The sequence below is a fragment of the Streptomyces sp. NPDC056231 genome (assembly GCF_048270745.1).
GTDB lineage: Bacteria > Actinomycetota > Actinomycetes > Streptomycetales > Streptomycetaceae > Streptomyces.
Genome location: NZ_JBLVKW010000028.1, coordinates 30,265 through 47,099, shown reverse-complemented (window position 1 = coordinate 47,099; position 16,835 = coordinate 30,265). Strand labels below are relative to the sequence as shown.

The following is a 16,835-nucleotide window of genomic DNA, read 5'->3' as shown; positions in this document are numbered from 1 at the left end:
CCGACCGCCGGGACGGGTCCGGTAGGTCCCGGCGGCAGTACCCGGGCGAGAGTGGCTGGTGACGGCCGCGTGGTGAAGGACCCCGCCGGATAGACTTGTTGTGATGCCGCTGGTTGTGGGCCGGGCCAACCAACTCTCTGTTGGAGGCCAACCGTGCCAGCACCCCTCATCTCGAACGCGGCCACCGTCCGCGTCACCCGCGTCGACGGCTGCGGCCGGCTCGTCTGCGGCGACGATGCCTCGTACGTCACCGAGTGCTTCGCGAGCGTGGAGATGGCCGCCAACATTGAGGAGGGCGACGACATCACGTTCAAGGCGGCCAACGGTCGTCAGTGCGGGTACAAGAAGGGCTGCCCCACCCTCAACGGGTACGACATCACGTTCACGTTCTTCCAGGCGTCGCCAGAGCTGATTGAGATCATGACCGGCAGCCCCGTGTACTTCGACTACGACGGCAAGCCGATCGGTTTCGACTCCTGCTCGATCCCCTGCAAGGCAGGTTTCGCACTGGAGGTATGGACGGACGTCCTCGGCGAAGACGTCTGTGAGGAAGAGGCTGCGGAAGGGGCCTGGCTGTACTTCCTGCTGCCGTGGGTGACCAACGGGATCATCGGCGATCTGGAGCTCGCGAACGAGGCCGTGAACCTGGAGCTGACCGGCGCGACCAGGGCGGGCGGCAAGTGGGGCATGGGCCCGTACAACGTCCAGGCCCAGGACGCCGCCGGAACCCCCGGTCCGATGTTCACCCCGCTCGAATCCTCCTGCCACCGCCGGACCTTCATCACGTCCATTGCTCCGCCGATGCCGTCGACCACGTACATCCCTGTGGCGGGCGACTTCTGCAAGGCGTCCTGATGGCGGAGTACGACATCGTGTGCCCGGTGCGGGAGGGCGCCGCCAACTCGCAGCTGTGATATGCGCTGCGGTCGTGGGCGGCGAACCTCCCGCACCGGCGGGTGTGGCTCATCGGGTACCGGCCTCCGTGGGCGGCCGATGTGGGGCACGTCCCGATCCGGCAGACCGGCACCAAGTACGCCAACACGACGGCGGCGGTACGGGCCGCGATCGAACACCCAGAGATCACCGAGCGGTTCATCCTGTGCAATGACGACTTCTTCGTGATGAAGCCCCAGCCGGAGGAACTGCCGGTGTACCAACGGGGCCCAGTGCGGGACGTGGAGGCGCACTACGCCACGCGCGGGAACGGCGCCTACCTCCGCGGCCTCCGTGAGACCCGTGACTTCCTGGTGAGCCTCGGACACGAGGACCCGCTGTCGTACGAGCTCCACGTCCCGCTCCCCGTGGACAAGGCGGGCATGCTCCACGCCCTGGAGGCCGGGCGACACCTGGATGTGCTGCACAAGCGAACCGCGTACGGGGTGCTGGCGGGGATCGGCGGCGAGTACATGGCGGACGTGAAAGTCCTGCACCGCGCGCCCCGCACCTTCGACACGAGCACCGCGTTCCTGTCGACGATGCCGGACAGCTTCACCAACGGGGCTGTCGGCCGGTTCATCCGCGACGGTTTCCGCAGTCCTGCCGGTACGAGACGCGGAGGCGACACTGACATGCCGCAGCACGTAGGCCCGTGCGAGCCGTGGCCGTTCGTGCCCCACTGCTGCCAACTCCCGGAGGGAGTCGAGCAGGAGACCATCGACCGGCAGCGCGCCGTCGCGACGAGCATCCTGTGGGCGCTGTCCGGGCGGCGGTGGGGCCCCTCCTGCCCCACCACTGTGCGGCCGTGCCGGAAGAGCTGCCTCGACTCGGGCTCGACCACCGTGCAGGGGGCGACGGCCGGCCCGTGGATCCCGTACCTCGGCCGCGACGGCGTGTGGCGCAATGCCAGCGTGTGCGGCTGCGCCAGCGACTGCTCGTGCGGTGAGCTGTGCGAAGTCCGCCTCGAAGGCCCGGTGTACGACGTCCTGGCCGTGGAGGTCGACGGCGAGACCCTGCCGCCCGAGGCCTACCGTGTGGACGCTCCGGGGCTCCTGGTGCGGACGGACGGCGAATGCTGGCCCGACTGCCAGGACATGGCCGCGCCGTGCGGCGAGGAGGGAACGTTCTGCGTCACCTACCGGGTGGGTCTGCCGCTCGACGCCGCTGCCATTGCCGCGTTCAGTGCGATGGTCTGTCACCTGGTGAAGGACTGCTCGGGCGGCTGCGGCTGCAAGGTCGCGTCGAACCGGAACCTGAGCCGTCTGTCCCGGCAGGGCGTCGACCTCGAGTTCGCGGACCCGACGGTTCTGTACTCGGAGCAGCGGACCGGGATCCCGGCCGTCGACCTGTGGCTGACCGCCGTCAACCCGTACCGGCAGGCCTCGCCGAGTCAGGTCTTCAGCCCGGACTACAAGCGGCCCCGCACCCAGATCTGGCCGTATAGAGGGAACACCGTGCCGCTCCAGCCGCTGGCCATTCACGAGGCCGCTCAGGACCTCCTGGCCTGTGTGTGCGCCACCCTCGATGAGATGGCCACGCAGATCGACGACTATCCGGGCTGCCCGACCTGCCGGCGCTGCCTCGTGCCGGGTCTGCCCGCCTGGGACGACTGCGCCGACCCGTGCACTGGCGACGCGGGCGGCCAGCTCACGGTCAACCTGAGCCGCATGTACGCCTCGTCGAGATTCCCCGCCGAGGACACCACGGCGCAGAACGTACGTGGCTGCACGCCGCCGCTGTCGACCGCCGTGGAACTCGTCGTCACGGTGCTGCGGTGCGCGCCCGGCCCGACCGAAGGCGGCTGCCCGCCGTCGTGTGAAGACCTCGAAGCCGCCGCCCGCATCACCCACCTCGATGCCGTCGGCGTGTTCAACGCGATCACGTGCTGTCTGGCCGCCACCGGCGGGCGGCGGCGCGGCCGGCCGTACATCCTCGGCCGTCAGCAGACCATCGGCCCGCAGGGCGGCTGTGTCGGTGTCGAGCAGCGCGTCACGATCGCACTGCCCGCCTGCAAGTGCCCGGAGGAGGCCACCTCGTGAGTGTGGAAGTACGGATCGAGCCCGGCCGGATCGCCCGCCTGCTGCGCGCCCGGGGCGGCATCGCCTACCGGAAGATCAGCCAGCGCACGGAACGCGTTGCCCGGATCGCTGAGAACGAAGCGCCCGGCAGCATGGGCGACTACATCACCTGGAAGGTCGTGGAAGGGCCGCGCGGCCTGGAAGGCGTCATCGTTTGCGACCACCATGCGGTCCACTACGTCCTGAACGGCACCAGGCCCCACCTGATCAGGCCGCGCAGCGCGAAGGTGCTGAGGTTCGAAGTGGACGGCCGGGTGGTGTTCACACGGCTCGTTCGGCACCCCGGCACGAAGCCGAACGACTTCCTTGGCAGGGCATTGCGTCTCGGCCGGTAGCGCGGATGAGACGGAGCGAGCTAGTTGTCGTCAACCCAGCACCCTGACCAAGGGGTTTCTGGACCGCTGAGCACGACAACTGTCGTCAGATTCGCATCGTTCTTGGCGTCTACCGCGCTTATTGCAAGTAAAGGCGGGCAAGGTCAGGACTGCGAGGTCCGGAACGCGAGATACCGGCTGAAGGCTTCGTGGCTGTCGGGGGTGAAGCACCACTCCAACAGGGCCGACCGCAGCTCCGGCTCCGTCAGCCAGCCATGCCAGGCGACCTCATCAGGATCGGGGACCACAGCATCCGGCACCACGGCTTCGTGCACGCCGAGCCAGTGAGGGCTCAAACCGCTGCGGTTGAGGAACGTGAACAGCGAGCGCGGCAGCACACGAATGCCCAGCTCTTCGGCCAGCTCCCGCGCGGCGGCCTGTTCATAGGACTCACCGGCATGCACACCGCCACCGACCGTGACCTCGTAGAGCCCGGGGAAGCGCGACAGCTGCTCCGACCGCCGGTGGACGAGGATCCGCCCACGCTCATCACGACACACCGTCACGGCGACCCGGTGCAGCCAACCCTCCCGGATGGCCTGCCGGCGGGTGACCACCACTCCCAGCACACGATCTTGACCGTCGACACGCTCCACCAGTTCATCCATGACGCACACCCTTGCAGAGCCCACCGACAACGCCGCTTCCCGGCGACCCGTGGAGGGCGTCCCGAGAGCACCTGCACCAGGAGGCCGGACACGGATGACGACAGTTGTCGTGCAAATACGACACCTACCGTGCTCACTCTCAGCGGAGGAAGTGCTACCGCCCGCGGTCGGTATGTTCACCGCGGCGACGCCCGTCGCTGCCGCCGCTCCTCGGCGCTGCACCCGGCGAGGTGACCGTCGAGCGCGTCGGCGAACACCCCGTATGGAGTCTGCCCTTCGGCCTCGTGGCTCGTACCCCACAGCACACACACGCCCTGCGCCGCCGCACGGCGGGCCGCCTCCGCGACCAGCCGGGTCTTTCCGATGCCGGCCTCGCCGCGCACTACCACGAGCGGAGTGTCCCCGGATGCGGCCGATGCGTGTTCGGCGAGGAGCGCCAGTGGCCGCTCACGGCCGAACAGGGGCAGCCGTTCGGGGCGGCGGATGACGGGCGGCAGGGGTGCGGGCTCCTGCGAGGGGCGGGTGAGCGGCGCGGCGTCGAGCGCGGACAGCGCTGTGAGGTGCACGGCCTCCAGCGCGGCGCCGGGACGCACCCCCAGCTCGTCGGCGAGCGCCTCACGGCAGGCGTGATACTGGCGGATGGCCTGACGCGGTCGGCCCATGTCGCACCAGGTGCGGGCCAGCAGCAGGTTCAGCTCCTCGTCGGCGGGGGAGCGTTCCACCGCTTCACGCAGCACACCGACCGCCTCATCGGTTCGTCCCCCGGCCAGTAGCCGCCCGGCCAGGGCGGGGACGAGCTGCTCCCGCAGCACCTCGATACGGCGACGGCGATCCGCGGCCCAATCCGCGAATCTGTCTTCCGGCAGCAACTCCCCGTCCAGGGCGGCCAGCGCGGCGCCGAGCGCATCCGGGCTTCCCGAGCTGAGGGCCTCCCGCGCCGCCTCCTCCGCCTCGTTGGCATCGACACGTACCAGCTCCGGTGCCAGGAACAGCAGATCCCCCTCCGCCACCAGATAGGAGGACGGAACCCGGGGCGCCAACTCGGGCTCCAGAGCGTGGCGCGCGGCATGGAGGGTGACGCGAAGGTTCCGTATGCCCGCGTCCATCGAGGCGTCCGGCCAGAGCAGATCCATCACTTCCTCGCGGTGACGCCGCAGACCCGGAGCCACCGCGAGCAGTTTCACCAGCGTCTGCGCGGTGCTCCGCCGCCACCGGCGGGGGATCGTTAGTCCGTCGTCACGAACCGCCGCAAATCCTCCAAGGAGACGCAGGGACAGCCCTGGTACGCGTGGGACCTTGGCCGGAACTGACATGGCGCACACCTTAGCGATCTGATGTCACCTGTTCGGCAGCTGCCTACAGGCTGAGCGTTACTGCGGCGTTATTGTGCGCGCGCCTGCCGGAGGAGCTGGTTCCGTGCGTCCGGCGAGACGGAGAACCTGAAGCGACCGTGCCAGGCCAGGGAAGGATTGTGGTGTTCGAAGCGCTGGGACTGACCGAGGAAGAGACCCGGATCTATGCGGAACTGGTACGGCAGGGCCCGTGCCGGATCGACCGGTTACCGGCCCTGTGCGATCTTGGTGGTTAATTCCAACTGTCATGCAACGAGGGAGAGTTGGAGCCTGGCGAGGTGGCTGTGGTTGGCGCGGTCGAGGGGGTGGCCGTTCCACCAGGCAGCGATACGGATGAGGTTGAGAGCCGTGGCGCTGGTGGTGTGGTCGAGGTGGATCTTGGCCAGGCCGCGGTAGCGGGCGCGGCGTAGGCCGGTGGTGTGGGTGGCCTGGCGGATGGTGCCCTCGACGCCGGCGCGCAGGGCGTAGTCGCGGTTGAAGTTGCCGGTCTGCTGGTGGGCGCGGGCAGCTTGGATGGTCTCGGTGAGTTCGCGGGGTTGGAGGCTGAGCCGGCGGCGGTTGCTGCGGGCGCTGGTGCACTGGTCCTTGGAGGGGCAGGGGATGCAGTCCAGGGCGGCGAAGGACACGACGGTCTTGGCCACGCCTTCTTGGGCGACATCGTTCCAGGTGGTGCTGGTCTTCCCGGCCGGGCAGACGGCCTGCTGGTTGTCCCAGTCGATGATGAAGTCGTGTGCGGCGAAGCCTTTTTGGGCTTTGGCTTGGCGGGATGTGTCGAGGAGGACCGGGGTGATCAAGGCGACGCCGTAGGCCTTGGCGGAACCCACGATCAGTTCGGCACTGGGGTAGCCGGAGTCGAGGTAGTGCCGATTGGGCAGCAGCCGACGGCGGTCGAGAGCCTGGTGGATCGGTTCCAGGGCCTTGGTGTCCGGGAGGGTGGAGGCGGTGGTGGCCACGTTCGTGATGATGTTCGGCCGGGCGGGACGGTCGCCGTCGGCCTGTGGGTGGCAGGTCTCCGACACGTGCAGCTTGAATCCGTTCCAGAACATGTCCCGCTTGGCGGACCAGCGGGCGTCGGTGTCATACGGGGAGGCCAGGCGTATCGGGCCCGGCGGCAGCCCGTCACCCCCGTCCTCGTCGCGCTCGCGGCGCCGGATCCGCAGCCTGGCGCCCCCACCCGGGGTGCGGGTGTAGTTCTGCACCAGCACGATCCGCAGGGTCTGCACCGCGGGCAGTTCGCGCAGCCATGCCGGGGAAGCCGGGGCGTAGAGGGCCTCCAGCAGGGTGTAGCCGTCCTTGGCGTAGTGCAGGGCGAGTTCGTCCTGCTTGGTCTTGGAGGAGGGCAGATGCCAGGTGTCGATCCGGTCCGCGTAGCGGCGGCTCCAGTCCTCCACGACCAGCGCCTGGTCCACCCACTCGGGGCAGGCCGCAGCCAGGGCGTTCAGGGCCGCGCGCACGCTCTCGCCGACCAGCTCGAGCCGGTTCAGCTCCCGCACCGCGGCCACGATGTGCGTGGAGTCGGTGCGCTGGTTGCCGCCCGCCGCCACCAGTCCCAGCTCGCGCAGTCGCTCCAGCAGCAGGTCCAGCACCCGCTCCTCCATCCCATGGGCGACGACACGGGAGCGGAACTCCGACAGCACGCTGTGGTCGAAGCCCGGATCCTCCAGCGCCAGGCCGAGCGCGTACTTCCAGGACAGGTTCTCCCTGACCTCGTCCGCGGCCTGCCGGTCGGTGAGGTTCGCGGCCTTCTGCAGCACCGTGACCAGCGCGAGCCGGCCCGGCGACCAGCCCGGCTTGCCCGCCCGCCCGAACCCGTCGGCGAAGGCAGCGTCCGGGAACAGCTCGCCCAGCCGGTCGCGGACCTGCACCGCCAGCGGGGCCTCCCGCCGGCCCGAGTACATCGCCCGGACCGCCGCCGCGATCTGCGGATCCGGCTGAGAGCCTGTCGGGTGGCCGGTTGGTTACGCCGCGATGTAGTCCTCGACGGTGTTGGCTCGTGCGGTCTTGCGGTGGGATTCATGGCTCCACCGCGATGGCTGTCCGGCGAGCCGGACGAGCATCAGACGGATCATTGCCACCTTGATCATGGCCTCGGAGGTCGCGGTCAGCCGTTCGTAGTCGCGGGCCGGCCGACGGTTTCGGACCAGCCAGCCGAAACTTCGCTCCACCACCCAGCGGCGGGGCAGGACCTTGAAGCCCTTGACGTCGTCGGTCCGCTTAACGATCTCGACGACGATGTTCAACGCGTCGCGAGCCCACGAAAGCAGCGTGGAATCAACGGAGTTGGCGTATCCGCCGTCGGCCCACACCAGACTGATCGTGCGGAAGCCGCCGGCGAGCTGGGCCAGGACGGCGCGGCCTCCGGCCCGGTCCTGCACGGACGCGGAGGTGACGGCGACGACCAGCAGCAGGCCCATCGTGTCCACGATCACGTGTCTCTTCCGCCCTGTCGTTCGCTTGCCCGCATCGAATCCACGCGCCTCGCCGCCCTCGCTGGTCTTGATCGACTGGGCGTCGATCACGGCGGCCGACGGCTCGGGATCGCGTCCGGCCCCGATCCGGACCCGGCGGCGGAGCTCGTCGTGGACGCGGTCCCAGGTACCGTCCCGGCGCCACTTGGTGAACCAGCGGTGGGCCGCGTCCCAGGGCATCAGATCGCGCGGAAGCATCCGCCACTGGCAGCCCGACCGCAGCACGTAGAACACCGAGTCGAGCACCAACCGGTCTCCGTACTTGCGCATCCCGCCGCCTTTTCGCAGGTCACGCGCTGGAAGGAGCGGCTTGATGATCTCCCACATCTCATCAGTCAGGCTGGACGGATAGCATGGGCCGCTGACGGCCTCGGAGTTGTCGCACTGGCACACACCACGTGATCATTCCGGGGCCGTCGCCATACCCCGAAGGCAGATCACGACCGTCACGCATCACGCATGGTCAGCCACCCGACAGGCTCTGAGGCCAAGGCTGGGGTTGCACCGACACGACACGCTCCGATCCGAGAAGACCCACGAGTGATCACCAGCGCTCATGGTCCACCGCCTGCTCGTCGCGCTGCTACCCCTGGCGCACGGGCAGACCCACGACCGACTCCGCCAGTCATCCCGACGCCTGCCAACTCGACTTCATTGCATGGCAGTTGGAATTAACCACCAAGATCGCGCAGCGTAGCGTTGGCGTACGCCTGGCCGAACTTCAGACACCAGCGGCGCACGGTCTCGTGGGAGACGCTCACGCCGCGCTGGAGCATCGGCTCCTCCACTTCACGGAAACTGAGCGGGAACCGGAAGTACAGCCACACGCAGTGCGAGATCACCTCGACCGGGTACCGGTGGCCCCTGTACGACGGCGACACGCTCCCCACGGACGATCCCCCTCCACCATGATCAACCCGAGGATCCTCCCACGCCACCCGCCAACGTGACAGCGCCCCTGCATACGCCCGCGAGCCATCAGGGCTTGCTTGAGCCGTGTGCTCGGACAACGGGCCCGCACGGTTCTGAGGGGGGACCGCCGCAGCAATGCGGCGGTCCTACCCGACCAGGCCGCGAAGAACGAATGCGGCCTGGACCAGGACGAAGTCCGCCGTTACGTGGGCTGGTACCGGCACATCACCCTCGCCATGCTCGCGCACGCCTTCCTGGCCGCCACAACCCACCAGGCCAGGGAATAGGAGGCGGAACCGGTGAGACAACCGGGGTCATCGAGCTCACAGTGGCGGAGGTTCGGCGACTCCTGGCAGCTTGTCGTCCCCGGCCCCCGCACCTGTGCGGACACCGAGGCCGACGCCACGCGATGAACTGGTCGAACTGGCGCCGACAACGCCAAGCAGTCGCACGCCGCTGCCACTACCAACGGCGGCGCCACACGCTCGAGGGACGGTCTCCGTGAGACCGCCTCTGACCACCCAGCAGCCCGCTACACTCCAGCCGCCCAGTGAAACCCGCAGCTCAGACAGCAAAATGCTGCTGGAGTGCTAGGCGGGGAACTGCGCGACCAACCCCCACTCACCCGCACCCGCCCCCCAACCCTCACCCCACAGACGAGTAGGCGCCCCCTCACCCCTGGCGCAATGTGCTCGCCCGGACCCTCAGATGGCTGCGCACCACCGTCGGGCGGCTGACCGGCTTGCCGTTGAGGCGTTTGAGGAGCATTTCCACCGCTGCTCCTGCCTGGTCGGCGGGGCGCAGGTCGATCGCGGTGATGGGCGGGTCGGACTGCTGGGCGAAGCGGTTGTCGATACCGATGGCGAGCAGCAGATCGTCCGGTACACGGATACCGCGCTCCCGGCAGGCCCGGGTCGTGCCCTCGCTGTACTGCTCGGCGGAGGCGATCAGCGCGTCCGGTGGCTCGTCCGCGTCGAGCAGCGCGCAGGCGGCGCGGTAGGAGTCGGCCTCCAGCCGGTCCACCGACACATGGGCGACGAAGGGCCGCATACCGTGCCCGGCGCACCAGGACTCGTACGCCTCGGTTCCCTCCAGGGTCCATGCCCAGGTGGACCTGGCCGAGAGGAGGGCGATCCGGCGCGCTCCCTGGGCGTGGAGATGGTCCAGCAGGTCCCGCATGTTCTGCTCGTTGTCGCCGGAGACGTAGAAGGGGCGCTCGGGGCGGCCGGGGTCGCGCTCGATGGACACGACTGGGATGCCCATGCCCTCCAGGAGATCGATCCGGGGATCACCGGCGGTGGGGTCGCAGAGCACCACCCCGTCCGGGCCGATCAGCCGCCACTCGTCCTCCGTGCTGATCCTCGGCGTCAGCATCACCGCGTAGCCCTCGCTGAACGCGGCCCGCGCCGAGCCGGACGCGATCGTCATGTAGTAGTCGAGGCCGATCATGTCGTACTCGTTGCCGCTGACGTCCCGGTGCGGGAGGACCAGCGCGATGGTGCCGGTACGGCCCTGCCGGAACGCCTGGGCGACCCGGCTGGGCCGGTAGCCGAGGGAGTCCGCGGTCCGCCGGATGCGCTCACGCGTCTCCTGGCGGAGTTTGCCCTTGCCGTTCAGGGCGTCGGAGACGGTTGTCACCGAGACCCCGGCGGCGGCGGCGACATCACGGATCGTCACCCGGCCGCCTGCGGCCCTGGTCGCCTTCACCACGGGATCACCAGATTCACTCCTAGCCCTGCCCGACTTCGAACATGGATCACGGGAAACGGTAGATGCATCACGGAACACCGCACACGCAACACCGAAAACGGACTGCGGATACCGGATACCGGACACCGCACGTTCCGTACGGGGCGGCGGCGGTGGCCGGACGGGGTGCCGCGGCCGGACCGTCGCGTACGCATACAGTACGACGGGCCCCGGCCGCCCCCGCACCCACCGGTGGATCAGCGCACCCCCTCCGGTATGGGAGCCGTCCAGATCTCGCCCCTACAGCTTGCCACGATCCGGCCGCCCCGGACCGACCAGCGTGGGCCCGGTTCGTTGCGCAGCGCGTGCGTGAGGGAGGTCGCGGCGAGGACGACGAAGTCGGCGGGTTCGCCCGGCCGCAGGGTGCCGAAGGGCACGCCGGCGGCCCGGGCCGCGTGGTCCGTCACCAGGCGCCACGCCGTCTCCACGCCCTGGTCGTCCTCGTCGCTGAGCGGCACCGCGTGCCAGGCCAGCCGGGCGGTGTCCAGCGGGTCGAGATTGCCGAATGGCTCCCAGTTGTCCTGGAGGTTGCCGGTCCCGGCCGCGACGGTCACCCCGGCGGCCAGCAAGTCGGCGGCCCGCGAGACACCCCGGTACGGGCGGGATCCGCTCAGGTTGGTCGGGCAGACGGTGACCGTGATGCCCGCCTCGGCGACCTTCTCGATCACCTTCCGGGCGTCGTCCTCCGCGTAGGTCTCCAAGGCGCCCACATGGTTGGCGTTGACCAGTCCGCGCATACCGTGCGCGAGCGTGCGTTCCGCCAGCGGCAGCAGCAGCCGCTCGGTCGGATCGGTGAAGTAGTCGATGTTGATGTCGATTCCCACACCGAACCGCTCAGCCAGTTCGAAAACTTGGTCGAGATGGGTGAGTTGGTCTTCCGGGGACCGCTCGTTGTTGGGCCATCCGCCCACCCGGTCCGCGCCCGCGGCCAGCGCCGCCGCCACCAGGTCGTAGGCGCCCGGGTCCTGCACCAGACCCTCCTGAGGGAAGGCGGTCACCCGCAGGTCGAGCAGATCGGCATGGGCCTCCCGGGCGTCCATCACCCCCTCGAAGGAGGTCAGCCCGGTCACCGTGTCGATGTCCGTTTGCCCGGCGACCGTCCCCACCCCCTGCGCGGCGGCCAGCCGCAGGAACGCCCCGGCGCGGTCCGCCACCTCCTCCCGGGTGAAGGTGGCCTTCAGATCGCGCTGCCGCTGCATCAGGGACGGCCGGTCCGTCAGCGGGGACGGCAGACCCAGCGGCCCGATCGAACGGCGGCTCAGCGCCTTGTCCGGATGGCTGTGCGGTTCGGTGAAGGGCGCGGTGATCAGCCCGCCGTCCGCCACGATCCGCTCCCGGGCGGCCACACCCGCGCCCACTCCGGGGCCGAGCGTGACGATCCGCCCGTCCCGTACGACGACATCGACCAGCTCGGCCACGACCGTGCCTGTGCCTGTGCCGGTGTTGGTGCCCGGGGCGAGTCGGGCGCGTTCCACTATCAGGTCGGCGGGCGCCTCATGGGTCTGGTTCTCAGAAGCCGTCACGGTTGATGTCCTTGTAGAGGAGGTACGACGGGCGGGTCGATCCGGTCGCGTAAAAGGACTGGGGGCAGTAGGGAGCCATGTAGACGAAGTCGTCCGCGGAGACCTCCACATGGTCGTCGCCCAGGTAGTAGACGCCCTCGCCTTCGAGCATGTAGAGGCCGTGCTCCTGGTGGTGGACCTCCACCATCCGGAACCGCGAACCCACGTCGAACCGCATGAAGTTCATCGCCATGTCATAGCGCTCGTCGTCCGGCAGCAGCGGGGCGTAGGTGCCGCCGATGGTGTCGTCCGGGTGGTGGGTGACATCGTCCACATGCCCGGCCACCGGCTCCGGCAGCGCCACCCCGGCCACCCGGTCGTACCGGCGCTTCACCCACAGCAACCGGGACTCCCCAGGCGCCTCGATCCCGAACTCGTCGCCCTCCGGCAGGAAGACATAACCACCCGGCTTCAGTACGTACTCCTCCGTGGCGGTCTCCACGACCGCGCCGCCATCGAGGACGTAGAGGAAGTTCTCGAAGCCCGCGCCGAGCCGCTGGGTGCTGTGGCCGCCCGCCTCGAACTCCAGCAGATACTCACCGAAGCGCGCCGGCATCGACCGCGGCGTGGCCAGCGGCTTGGCTATCACGCCCGTGAGATGCGGCAGCGCGTTCTCCACCACGTTCTCCGGGCACATCAGGATGTACGCGGGACGCACCCGTCCCCGGCTGGCACTCACCTGGTGGACAACGGGACTGCTCGTGCTGATGGTGCTCATGGGCAACTCCTCACATCGGGGGACGGTTCGCCGAAGGCGCCGGCATAGGCGCCCCCGGTCAGTACGGTCGCGCCGTCGACCTGCACGCTCGGCCGCTGGACGACCATGTCGACATGGACCGGGGAGGCCCAGTCGGCGCCGGTGTACTCGGGGAAGGGGTGCCCGAAGGCGATATGGACGCCGGGGACGTTCTCGTCGAACAGCAGATTTCCGGTCAGCGCCGACAGCGCCCGGTTGGTGCCGAGGGCCAGTTCACCGAGGCGCAACCCTTGCGGAGCCTCGGTGAGCCAGTCGCGCACCCGAGACTCCAGATCCCGGTCGGGGTGGCGCAGGGACACCGCGCGGCCGTCCGCGACCTCGATCAGCAGCGGCTCGGCGAGCAGCCCCGACTCACTGTTGAAGGGATAGCCGACCACCGAGACCGCGAGCACCCCCTCGGCGGTCAGCGGAGTGCAGAACACCTCGCCCTGCGGCAGCCGCCCGCCCTGCCCCGCGCACTGGTACAGGCCCGTGAAGGGTGTCCATGGGCGGTCGAGGCCACAGGTCAGGGACAGTTCAGTGCCGGTCGCACTGGTGATCCGCAGCGATCGGGAGCCGCTGAGCTGGTCCCTCACCGCGAGGGTGAAACGGGCCACCTCGGCATAGTCCACGGCCATGCCGAGACCGAGGCAGGCGTCGTCCAATGCGGGCATATGGGCGTGCCGCGATCCGAGCTGTTCCAGGCGCTTCCAGAAGGTGGCGTCCCAGGCCAGCAGATCACCGGAATCGGCCGCCGCGAACACCGTCACGGTCGGCTCGTACCGGTCCAGGGCCCGCTCGATCTCCGCGCGGGCCGCCGGATAGCCGTCCGCGATATCGGGGATGACGGCCAGCTTCGCTACGCCGGTCAGCGCGCGGGCCTCGGTCACGATCACCTGGGCGAGGTGCCGGGTACGGCGATCTGTCAGGATCAGCACCCGGTCCGCGCCGGTGACCGCGAGGCAGCCGCCGATCAGCTCCCGCGCCCCGCCCACGACATCGAGCTCCCGCCCGCTCACGCCGGGCATGGTGTCTCCTCGGGTGCCGGGGAGGCCGGGGCATTCGACGCCGAGCGGCTCATCGGGTCCGTCGGGTCCGTGGCGAGGTCCAGGAATCGCCCCGTGCCCTTCGGCACCACGATCTCCCCGTCCACCGCGACGGTCCGGCCCCGTACGACCGTCCTGACCACCCGCACCGAGCTGACCCGGCCGTCGTACGGCGACCATCGCTCCTCTGCGAGTTGCTGCCGCTCCGCGCTGACCACCCAGTGGGCGGCCGGGTCGAGCAGTACGAAGTCCGCGTCCCGGCCCGGCCGTAGCTCCCCCTTGGTACCGTCCGCGCCACACAGCCGCGCGGGCCCGCTGGTCAGCAGCGGCACGATCCGGTCCCATCCGAGACCGCGCCGCAGCGCCTCGGTGATCACCAGCGGGACGTACTCCTGGACGCTCTGGATGCCGAAGGGGCAGCCGAACACATCGTCCGTCCCGGCAAGTTTGTCGGCCCGGCCGTAGGGACAGTGGTCGGAGACGATCGCCTGGACCACCCCCGCCGCGACCCGGTCCCACAACTGCTCCACCCGCGCCGGGTCCCGCAGCGGGGGAGCGCACACTGCGAAGCCGCCCAGGTCGGGCAGTTCGGCGGCGGTCAGCAGCAGATGGTGGGCGGTGACCTCGCAGGTGGCGTCCACGCCGGCGGCCCGTGCCTCGGTGACCAGGTCGATGGCCTCGGGTGTGGAGAGATGGACCAGATGTACCGAGCAGCCGGTCCGCCGGGCCAGCCGCAGCACATCCCGTACGGCCTCGATCTCGGACGACGGCGGACGGGCCTCAAGCAGGGCCCCGACATCGGTACGGCCCCGGGCCCGCAACGCGGCCTCGCCATCGGCGAGCGCGGCCCGGTCCTCGGCGTGCACCAGCACCCGGGCGCCGAGGCGCGCGGCCGTCGCCATCCCGGTGAGCAGATCGGACTCGGTGGCGGGCGGGAAGTCCATGTCGTTGTCGGGGAGGAACGCCTTGAACCCGGGGGCGCCGAGCGCGTGCTGGCCCGTCATCTCGTCCAGTGACGGTTCGGTCAGTGCGCCCCACAGCCCGAAGTCGACCACCGTGCCCGCCCCGGCCTGCCGGATCTTGTCGGCGTAGCGGGCGGCGGTCGTGGTCGGTGGGTCGGAGAAGGGGTGCTCCACGACGAGGGTGATCCCTCCGGCCGCGGCGGAACGAGTCCCCGTGTGGAAGTCGGCCTCCAGGGAGATCCCCGGGACATCGAAGTGCACATGCGGATCGATCACCCCGGGCATGAGGTACAGCCCGCGTGCGTCGAGGGTCCCCCGGGCACGGACCGGGGCGTCCGGCGGCACGATCGCCGCCACCTTGCCGCCGTCCACCAGCAGTGTCCCGGACCGTGGCCCCTCGGGTGCGAGCACGGTGGCGCCGGTGACGGCGAGATCTACGAGGGTGACAGCGGCGCCGGGAGCGGACAGATCCGTGCCGGTACGACTGATGCCACCCGTGGCATCAGTGCACGTGGGACGTGTGGGACTCGTGCTGGTGGGGCCTGTGGCATCGGTGCCGGTGGGACGTGTGGGACTCGTGCCGCTGGGACCCGTGACATCCATGCCAGGCGAACCTGCGGGACCCATCCCAGTGGAACCCCCAGCACCAGCGACGGCAGCCCCAACCCCCCCGCCGCTCATCGGCCCGCCCCCAGCGTCGTACGCGAGTCGGGGTGAGACAGATGAGCCGGGTGAGCCGGGCGGGACCCGGAGCCGGGATCGGTGTGGGCGTCGGTGACCCGGCGCCCCACCAGGCGCCCGCGCCGGAATGTCGTCCGGGTACCGGGACCCCCGGCGAGCGCCGTCCCCCGGTCGGGGGCCTCGAACAGCACCAGATCGGCGTCCTCGCCGACCTCGATGTCCCCGTCCCGCCCGCCGAGCACGGCCGACGCGCGGCCGGACACCATCTCCCAGGCGAGATCGACGGCACTCTCGTCCTCAAACCCGGCGCCGAGGAAGGTCATCCGGGCCCGGTCGAGAGGGTCCAGGGTGCCCAGGGCGTACCAGCCGTCGTTCATGTTGTCGCTGCCCGCGGCGACCATCGCCCCGGCCGCCAGCAGCTCCGTCGGACGGGACAGCCCCCGGGGCCCGCCGTCGACCAGGTTCAGCGGTACGACCACGATCCGTACGTCCGCGTCGGCGACCGCCGCCACCACACGGGCCGCGTCGGTGTCGTTGTACACCTCGAGGCCGCAGCAGTGACTGGCCAGGACCCGGCCCTGGAAGCCGCGCCGTACCGTCTCCTCGGCGATGTACTCCAGCATGGTCTCGGCCGGGTCGATCGCGCAGTCCACGTGGATGTCCACACCGACGCCGAAGCGTTCCGCCAGGTCGAAGGTCTCGCGGACGACGGCGCGCTGGGCCTCATGGCCATCCTCCACATTGGGCCAGCCGCCGATCAGGCCGGCCCCCGAGCGCAGCGCCTCGGCGATCAGGTCCCGTGCCCCGGGGTCCCGGGCCAGTCCTTCCTGCGGGAACGCCACGATCTCCACGTCCATGAGATGCGCGACCTGTTCCCGTGCGGCCAGCACGCCGTACAGTCCGCGCAGCCCGGACACCGAGTCGACATCGACATTGGCGCGCAGTCTGGTGACTCCGCCCGAGGCGGCCAGCCGCAGGGCGCGGGCCGCTCGCTCGGTCACGTCCTCGACGGTGAAACCGGCCTTGATCAGCCGGGCCCGCTCGAATCCGTCCCGGGCTCCGGCGGGCGCCAGGTCTCTGCTGTACGCCTTGTCGGGGTGGTAGTGGGGCTCGGTGAAGGCACGCGAGAGCAGACCACCGTGCGCGTCGACGGGCTGGTCACCGTCCCCTTCGAGGGGCTCGACGGTCTCGACGGGCCCGGCCGGGGTCACCGCCTCCCCGGTTCCCGTGGGAACCAGCCCGCTCACCTTCCCCTCCCGCACATACACATCCACCAGACCGTTACGGCCATGGACGCGGGCCCCCCGGATCAGCAGGGCGGAACCGGGCGGCGGCGGGGTCGCGGAGAGATCACGTTCGGACGGCATGGCG

13 protein-coding genes and 2 pseudogenes are annotated in these 16,835 nt (G+C 70.0%); 4 read left to right on the top strand and 11 right to left on the bottom strand.

Going from position 1 to position 16,835, the window contains the following annotated elements; all coding sequences use genetic code 11:
- Window positions 1-153 precede the first annotated feature (153 nt).
- The 3 genes from ACNPQM_RS21955 (at window position 154) to ACNPQM_RS21945 (ending at window position 3,349) form a co-directional block, all read left to right on the top strand.
- The gene (locus ACNPQM_RS21955) at window positions 154-855 is read left to right on the top strand and encodes a hypothetical protein (protein ID WP_418085400.1); all 702 of its coding nucleotides are present in this window, start codon (window positions 154-156) and stop codon (window positions 853-855) included.
- Between the two features lie 101 nt (window positions 856-956).
- Window positions 957-2,975, top strand: coding sequence for a hypothetical protein (locus ACNPQM_RS21950; RefSeq protein ID WP_418085399.1), 2,019 nt, complete (start codon window positions 957-959; stop codon window positions 2,973-2,975).
- Window positions 2,972-3,349 carry a hypothetical protein gene (locus tag ACNPQM_RS21945; protein ID WP_418085398.1) on the top strand — a complete coding sequence of 126 codons (378 nt, stop codon included), beginning with the start codon at window positions 2,972-2,974 and terminating at the stop codon, window positions 3,347-3,349. Before ACNPQM_RS21950 ends, ACNPQM_RS21945 begins: the two co-directional genes overlap by 4 nt.
- 143 nt (window positions 3,350-3,492) lie before the next feature.
- On the opposite strand, the gene ACNPQM_RS21940 is transcribed toward ACNPQM_RS21945, so the two are convergent.
- The 5 genes and pseudogenes from ACNPQM_RS21940 to ACNPQM_RS21920 all read right to left on the bottom strand — a co-directional run.
- Window positions 3,493-3,996: an NUDIX hydrolase gene (locus ACNPQM_RS21940; protein ID WP_418085397.1), complete on the bottom strand. Its 504-nt coding sequence runs from the start codon at window positions 3,994-3,996 to the stop codon at window positions 3,493-3,495.
- Window positions 3,997-4,172: 176 nt separating this feature from the next.
- Window positions 4,173-5,309, bottom strand: coding sequence for a BTAD domain-containing putative transcriptional regulator (locus ACNPQM_RS21935; RefSeq protein ID WP_418085396.1), 1,137 nt, complete (start codon window positions 5,307-5,309; stop codon window positions 4,173-4,175).
- A gap of 284 nt (window positions 5,310-5,593) precedes the next feature.
- Entirely contained in the window at window positions 5,594-7,246 is a 1,653-nt protein-coding gene (locus ACNPQM_RS21930; RefSeq protein WP_418085395.1) for an IS1182 family transposase, read from the bottom strand.
- A gap of 60 nt (window positions 7,247-7,306) precedes the next feature.
- Window positions 7,307-8,209 (bottom strand): IS5 family transposase, encoded by a 903-nt coding sequence (locus tag ACNPQM_RS21925; protein ID WP_418085394.1) that lies wholly within the window; start codon window positions 8,207-8,209, stop codon window positions 7,307-7,309.
- Window positions 8,210-8,529: 320 nt separating this feature from the next.
- Window positions 8,530-8,697 (bottom strand): annotated as a pseudogene (locus ACNPQM_RS21920) (IS6 family transposase); the annotation flags it as partial.
- 186 nt (window positions 8,698-8,883) lie between these two features.
- Here ACNPQM_RS21920 and ACNPQM_RS21915 point away from each other — a divergent pair.
- Window positions 8,884-9,015: pseudogene (locus ACNPQM_RS21915) on the top strand (IS701 family transposase); the annotation flags it as partial.
- A 385-nt stretch (window positions 9,016-9,400) separates the two neighbouring features.
- On the opposite strand, the gene ACNPQM_RS21910 reads toward ACNPQM_RS21915, so the two are convergent.
- The 6 genes from ACNPQM_RS21910 to ACNPQM_RS21885 all read right to left on the bottom strand — a co-directional run bounded on the left by ACNPQM_RS21910 (window position 9,401) and on the right by ACNPQM_RS21885 (window position 16,831).
- Window positions 9,401-10,438 (bottom strand): LacI family DNA-binding transcriptional regulator, encoded by a 1,038-nt coding sequence (locus ACNPQM_RS21910; RefSeq protein ID WP_418085393.1) that lies wholly within the window; start codon window positions 10,436-10,438, stop codon window positions 9,401-9,403.
- Between the two features lie 236 nt (window positions 10,439-10,674).
- Window positions 10,675-12,000, bottom strand: a complete 1,326-nt coding sequence (locus tag ACNPQM_RS21905; protein WP_418085392.1) for an amidohydrolase family protein — start codon at window positions 11,998-12,000, stop codon at window positions 10,675-10,677.
- Complete coding sequence (gene allE, locus ACNPQM_RS21900; RefSeq protein ID WP_418085391.1) at window positions 11,987-12,757, bottom strand: (S)-ureidoglycine aminohydrolase; 771 nt, start codon at window positions 12,755-12,757, stop codon at window positions 11,987-11,989. Before allE ends, ACNPQM_RS21905 begins: the two co-directional genes overlap by 14 nt.
- Window positions 12,754-13,803 (bottom strand): aminopeptidase, encoded by a 1,050-nt coding sequence (locus ACNPQM_RS21895; RefSeq protein WP_418085390.1) that lies wholly within the window; start codon window positions 13,801-13,803, stop codon window positions 12,754-12,756. The genes allE and ACNPQM_RS21895 overlap by 4 nt, the downstream gene beginning before the upstream one ends.
- Complete coding sequence (locus ACNPQM_RS21890; RefSeq protein WP_418085389.1) at window positions 13,791-15,386, bottom strand: dihydroorotase; 1,596 nt, start codon at window positions 15,384-15,386, stop codon at window positions 13,791-13,793. Before ACNPQM_RS21890 ends, ACNPQM_RS21895 begins: the two co-directional genes overlap by 13 nt.
- 74 nt (window positions 15,387-15,460) lie before the next feature.
- Window positions 15,461-16,831, bottom strand: a complete 1,371-nt coding sequence (locus ACNPQM_RS21885; protein ID WP_418085388.1) for an amidohydrolase family protein — start codon at window positions 16,829-16,831, stop codon at window positions 15,461-15,463.
- Window positions 16,832-16,835 lie beyond the last annotated feature (4 nt).

Coding starts and splice junctions, on each gene's coding strand:
- ACNPQM_RS21895 (WP_418085390.1), bottom strand. CDS start 13,803: ATGCCCGGCGTGAGCGGGCGGGAGCTCGATGTCGTGGGCGGGGCGCGG.
- ACNPQM_RS21885 (WP_418085388.1), bottom strand. CDS start 16,831: ATGCCGTCCGAACGTGATCTCTCCGCGACCCCGCCGCCGCCCGGTTCC.
- ACNPQM_RS21890 (WP_418085389.1), bottom strand. CDS start 15,386: ATGGATGTCACGGGTCCCAGCGGCACGAGTCCCACACGTCCCACCGGC.
- allE (WP_418085391.1), bottom strand. CDS start 12,757: ATGAGCACCATCAGCACGAGCAGTCCCGTTGTCCACCAGGTGAGTGCC.
- ACNPQM_RS21940 (WP_418085397.1), bottom strand. CDS start 3,996: ATGGATGAACTGGTGGAGCGTGTCGACGGTCAAGATCGTGTGCTGGGA.
- ACNPQM_RS21930 (WP_418085395.1), bottom strand. CDS start 7,246: ATGTACTCGGGCCGGCGGGAGGCCCCGCTGGCGGTGCAGGTCCGCGAC.
- ACNPQM_RS21935 (WP_418085396.1), bottom strand. CDS start 5,309: ATGTCAGTTCCGGCCAAGGTCCCACGCGTACCAGGGCTGTCCCTGCGT.